The organism is Sphingobacterium nematocida (assembly GCF_900168125.1).
Taxonomy (GTDB): Bacteria; Bacteroidota; Bacteroidia; order Sphingobacteriales; family Sphingobacteriaceae; genus Sphingobacterium; species Sphingobacterium nematocida.
This window is the reverse complement of record NZ_FUZF01000018.1, coordinates 108361-114360: the sequence shown is the minus strand read 5'-3', so window position 1 is coordinate 114360 and position 6000 is coordinate 108361. Positions and strand designations below refer to the sequence as shown.

General features: G+C 43.8%; 3 protein-coding genes. All 3 read left to right on the top strand.

What is annotated here, in order from left to right:
* The coding region (locus B5X76_RS17320; protein ID WP_139375371.1) for a DUF7507 domain-containing protein at positions 1 to 2745 on the top strand (2745 nt) is incomplete at its 5' end.
* A gap of 11 nt (positions 2746 to 2756) precedes the next feature.
* Positions 2757 to 3770: a PorP/SprF family type IX secretion system membrane protein gene (locus tag B5X76_RS17315; protein ID WP_079645092.1), complete on the top strand. Its 1014-nt coding sequence runs from the start codon at positions 2757 to 2759 to the stop codon at positions 3768 to 3770.
* A 19-nt stretch (positions 3771 to 3789) separates the two neighbouring features.
* A complete protein-coding gene (locus B5X76_RS17310) occupies positions 3790 to 5739 on the top strand; it encodes an OmpA family protein (protein WP_079645090.1) in 1950 nt (649 codons plus the stop codon).
* The last annotated feature ends 261 nt before the right edge of the window (positions 5740 to 6000 follow it).

Below are 6000 nucleotides of genomic sequence, written 5' to 3'. Positions count from 1 at the left end.
GGCACAGCTACGTATACACTTACACAGGCGGAGAAAGATGCCGGAGAGGTTGTTAACAAGGCTACCGTAACAGGTACGCCACCGACAACGGATCCGAGCAATCCTGCTACACCTATCACACCAGTACCATCGTCACCTGACCCGAGCAATCCGGGCGAACCTGGCGATCCGGAGAACCCTACTATCGTAGATGTTCCGGCTAATCCATCACTTACATTCAGTAAAGACGGATCGCTATCCACAGACGGCAATACGATTACCTATACGTTCAAGGTTACCAATACCGGTAACGTTACGATCGATAATATTAAAATTACGGATGCGAAACTTCCATCTGGTGTTACCCTTAATAAAATAAAGTTAGCTCCCGGTGAATCAGCAGTAGGTACAGCCATTTACACGTTGACTCAGGCGGACAAGGATGCGGGGTTAGTAGAAAATAATGCTACTGTAAGAGGTACTCCTCCGGGCAGCACCACAAATATCCCGAATGTACCATCTGTAGACCCTACACCAAAAGATCCGAGCGATCCTACTACAGTGGTTGATTTCCCGATGGATCCATCCATATCTATCGTGAAGACAGCGGTATCTACGTCTGGCTATAGACACGCAGGCGATAAGATCGCTTATACCATTAAGGTGACCAATACTGGAAATGTAACGTTATATGATATTGCAGTTACCGATGATAATGCCGATGTTAAAAATGTTGGAACTATAAGTAAATTGAATGTTGGACAAGAAGTTATACTTCAGGCAGAACATACGATTACACAAGCCGATATGATTAAAGGCTTTGTATCTAACATTGCGAAAGCTGAAGGTAAGGATCCGAAAGATAATCCAGTTACTGGCGAATCTACTTCCGGTAATACACCAAATCCTGGGGATCCTACAGATCCGAATTGTGCAGACTGTACAATCACCCCATTACCTTGGGTGCCAATCGAAGCAGTGGTAGATACGCCACCAGCAATCAATGGTAAGGACGGTGGTAAGACACCTAATGTACTGGACAACGATAAATTGAACAACAACCCAGTAGATCCGAAAGATGTAACAGTTACGGTAGAGAAACCGGCAGATCCAAAAACACCTGGTGCTCCTGTTCCTACGTTAGATCCTAAAACAGGTATCGTTACAGTAGATCCAGAGACACCAGCAGGAGAGTACGAGATCACCTACAAAATCTGTGAGGTATTGAATCCGAACAACTGTTCTACGACTACGGTTACTATCGTTGTAGAAGCACCTCTAATCGAAGCAGTGGTGGATACGCCACCAGCTATCAATGGTAAGGATGGCGGTAAAACTCCATCGGTGTTGGATAATGATAAATTGAATAATAAGCCAGTTGATCCGAAGGATGTAACAGTTACGGTAGAGAAACCGGCAGATCCAAAAACACCTGGGGCTCCTGTTCCTACGCTAGATCCTAAAACAGGTATCGTTACAGTAGATCCGGAGACACCAGCAGGCGAGTACGAGATCACCTACAAAATCTGTGAGGTATTGAATCCGAACAACTGTTCTACGACTACGGTTACTATTGTTGTAGAGAAGGCTCCTATTGAGGCAGTGGTAGATACGCCACCAGCTATCAATGGTAAGGACGGCGGTAAGACACCTAATGTACTGGACAACGATAAATTGAATAATAAACCAGTTGATCCGAAGGATGTTGTGATTACGGTAGAGAAACCGGCAGATCCAAAAACACCTGGGGCTCCTGTTCCTACGTTAGATCCTAAAACAGGTATCGTTACAGTAGATCCAGAGACACCAGCAGGGGAGTATAAGATCACCTACAAAATTTGTGAGGTGTTGAATCCGAACAACTGTTCTACGACTACGGTTACTATTGTTGTAGAAGCACCTCCAATCGAAGCAGTGGTAGATACGCCACCAGCTATCAACGGTAAAGATGGCGGTAAAACTCCATCGGTGTTGGATAATGATAAATTGAACAACAAACCAGTTGATCCGAAGGATGTAACAGTTACGGTAGAGAAACCTGCAGATCCAAAAACACCTGGGGCTCCTGTTCCTACGCTAGATCCTAAAACAGGTATCGTTACAGTAGATCCAGAGACACCGGCAGGAAGCTACGAGATCACGTACAAGATCTGTGAGGTATTGAATCCGAACAACTGTAGCTCTGTTGTAGTGAAGGTGGTAGTGGCGCCGGCTCCAATTGTTACCGTAGACGATCCAATAAAATTGGAATGGTCTAAAGAGGAAGTGACGACAGAATCTGTGTTGAAAAATGACAGCTACAATGGAAAGCCAATAGATTTAACGGAAGTTACCCTGAAACCAGGTGTACCAAGTAATCCTGGGCTGACCATGAATGCAGATGGTACGATCACGGTCGCGCCAAGTACAAGACCGGGTACTTACACCTATCCATACACCGTATGTGAAGTACTCAACCCTACAAACTGTAGAAGTGCTGTAGCGACGATTACGATTGAGGCATCCAATGTCTTTATCCCGAATACTTTCACACCAAACGGTGATGGTATCAATGATACTTTCGAGATCGTAGGTATTGAGAATTATGACCAGATCGGTTTAACAATTGTAAACCGCTGGGGTAATGAGGTATACCGTAATGAGAGTTATGATAATCGCTGGAATGGAGCAGGGCTCAATGAAGGAACTTATTATTATATTGTGACGTTGAAAAAAGGTGGACAAGAAGAGGTGCGTAAAGGATGGGTGTTAATTAAAACAAGATAAGCTATTCTACAATGAAGAAGTTTAATATAAAAAGTGTGTTGTTCATGTCTATGGTCCTTCTAGCAATGAAGGGCCATGGCCAACAAAATATACAGTTTACGCAGTATATCTTTAATTCCATAGCGGTCAATCCAGCTTATACAGGGTATAAGGAAGAATGGTTTGGGCAGATGGGATTGCGGAGCCAATGGTCCGGATGGGATGGAGCTCCTAAGACAGGATCTATTTCTATTGACGGCATATTGGATCCTGTGGAGAAGCGACATGGTGTCGGCTTGCAAGTGACAGCAGATAAGCTTGGAGCGCAGGGAGCTACCAGTATCTTTGCAAACTATGCATTACGATTGCAGTTAGACCGTGCAGACGAACATCGTTTGGCACTTGGTGTAGCCGGAGGAGTAACCCAGTATAGTCTTGACGGGAATAAGCTGTCTCCCGTGGAGAGAAATGACTGGGCCATACCAGATCATATGATCACGACTTGGCGACCGGATATCCGTCTAGGAGTGTATTACAGTAATCCGAAATGGTATGCAGGTGTATCGGTTCAGGATCTTTTCTCGAACAGTAACAGCAGCGAAGATTTTCAGTTTAATCAAAACTCCTTAGAAAGTCTTTATCGTAAAATACACGGTTATTTCATTGCGGGAGCTCTTTTTGAATTGGAACCAGGTTTATTGTTGAGACCTAGTCTATTGGTCAAAGATGATTTCAAAGGGCCTACTTCGTTAGATCTAAATGCCATGTTTATCTTTAATGACAAATTTTGGATCGGTGGAGGTTATCGGACCAGAGCTCGTATTTTTGACCGGGAATACAATAATGTTTCTGTTAATAAGCTAAGTTCACTAAATTCATTAAGTGGCATAGCCCAATTTTATGTAAGTCCGAAATTGCGCGTAGGGTATTCTTATGATCACATGTTGAATCGTATGAGCGGGCTGCAGAACGGAACCCATGAGATTACCTTAGGGATCACCTTCGGTAAGTCGTACCGTCAAATCTTAAGTCCACGCTATTTCTAACAAGATGTCATTATAGATCATGAGAACGAAAACATTTATTAATACGGTCCTGATGGCAGGGGCATTGTCGTTGGGGATTACTGCGGTCAATGCACAGGAACAACCCAGTAGACGGAGTAGGGCCGATCAATTTTACAAAGAGATGCAGTACGCCAAAGCGGCTGCCGCTTACGAAAAACTGGTTGATGTCAAGAAACCGAGTGTGGCAACTATGGAGCATCTGGCTCACAGTTATTTTTACATCAAGCAATATGATCTAGCTGAAAATTGGTATGCAAGGATCGTAACGCAAAAAGGAGCTTCGGCACAATCGCGTTTGAACTATGCAGAAGTATTGAAGCAGCAAGGTAAGTACGCGGAAGCAAAACAGCAGTATGAGCTTTATTTGGCTACACAGCAAAAAAATGAAGCTATTCAAGCTGCCATTACTGGGGCAGATTCAGCCCAAGTATGGATGCGCAATCCTACCAAACATCAGCTGAAGAATGAGCAGGCTGTTAATACCTCTTTAGCAGAATTTGGGGTGGCTACAACGGCTAAAGGTGTGTTGTATGCTGCAGAGCCTAATAGCCTGTTGAACACCAAAAGTGGGATGACCGGGCAGGCATTTCTAAAGGTATATGCTGCCGAACGTCAAGCGGATGGTACATTGGTTTATCCAAATCAGTTGACCTCGTCTATCAACGGCGCTTCTTATCATATTGGACCGATAGCTACCAATGCCGCGGAAGATATCTTGTATGTAACACGTACTTTTCCGGGCAAGGATGGGGAGCGATTTAAAGCAGATGGTGACAAGTGGAATAAGCATAATCTAGAGCTTAAGGTATTTCGTAAGAAGGCGGGAGATTGGGTAGAAGAGGATTTTGCTTACAACAATGTGAAGTCGTACTCTTTGGGACATGCTGCGTTGAGTCGTGATGAGAAAACATTGTATTACGCCTCGGATATGCCGGGTGGTAAAGGCGGTGTGGATATATGGTATAGCATACTTCAGTCGGATGGAAGTTGGGGTGCTCCGCAGAATGCAGGAGACGCTGTCAATACCGCTGGAGACGAAATGTTCCCGACTGTGATTGGAGATGCATTGTATTTTTCAAGTACAGGGCATGTCGGTATGGGTGGTCTGGATATTTTTAAGGCAAAAGGTAAAGGAAATATATTTGGCAAACCAGTTAATCTAGGATACCCTATTAATTCTGCTTCGGATGACTTTGCTTATGTCGAGTACGGCGAGTCTGCCGAAGCTAAAGTTGGTTACCTTTCATCCAATCGAAAAGGCGGAATAGGTTCTGACGATATTTATTCATTTGTTTTTCAAAAACCTAAAATTCGTATTATCCTCGAAGGAGTGACCCGCGATCGTAATACCGGTGAATTGTTGCCTGCATCCACGGTCACATTATTCGGTATGAAAGACGCTATTGTCTCAAAGGGAACGACAGACAACAACGCGTTTATCAGTTTTGACATAACGCCTAATACAGAATTCCGATTGTTGGGCGAGAAGAAGGGCTATCACGCAGACTCCGTACTTGTACATGCTATCCTTCCTACCAAAGATACGGTGATACGATATACCATGAACTTGACACCTGTTTTGAAAGTAGGAGATAAGTTTATTTTAGAAAATATTCACTATGACTTCGATAAGCATAATATTCGTCCAGATGCCGCTAAGATATTAGATCGTTTGGTAGCGACAATGCGCGATAATCCTACGTTGAAAATAGAATTGTCCAGCCATACGGATAGTCGCGGTTCGGATAGTTATAACGAAAAACTGTCTCAACGTAGAGCGCAGTCGGCGGTAGACTATTTGGTTACTCGAGGTATTGCCCGGGAGCGTTTGGTCGCTAAAGGCTACGGAGAGAAGCGCCTGTTGAATAAATGTAGCAATGGGGTGGACTGTACGCGTGCAGAACATCAAGCAAATAGACGAACAGAAGTCGAGGTATTGGAGCTCTAAGCAGTGGTATGGGTATATTCCAAGAATATGACCATCAAGAACTTTCAGAAAAATGGGGATTACGAATTATCGCGATCCCCATTTTTTTCTGAAAGTGTTTGTGTTATTGATCCATGACTACTTTTTCAAAGGCATCAATGAGCTCTCTTCGTTCGGTTTAATGGACATCAAGAACTTTTTTCATTACATTTTTCTTTATCGTAGGCATTCAAGAGCTCACCCGCTACAATCGGGTTCGGTCCATACCTGTTTGTAATCCAG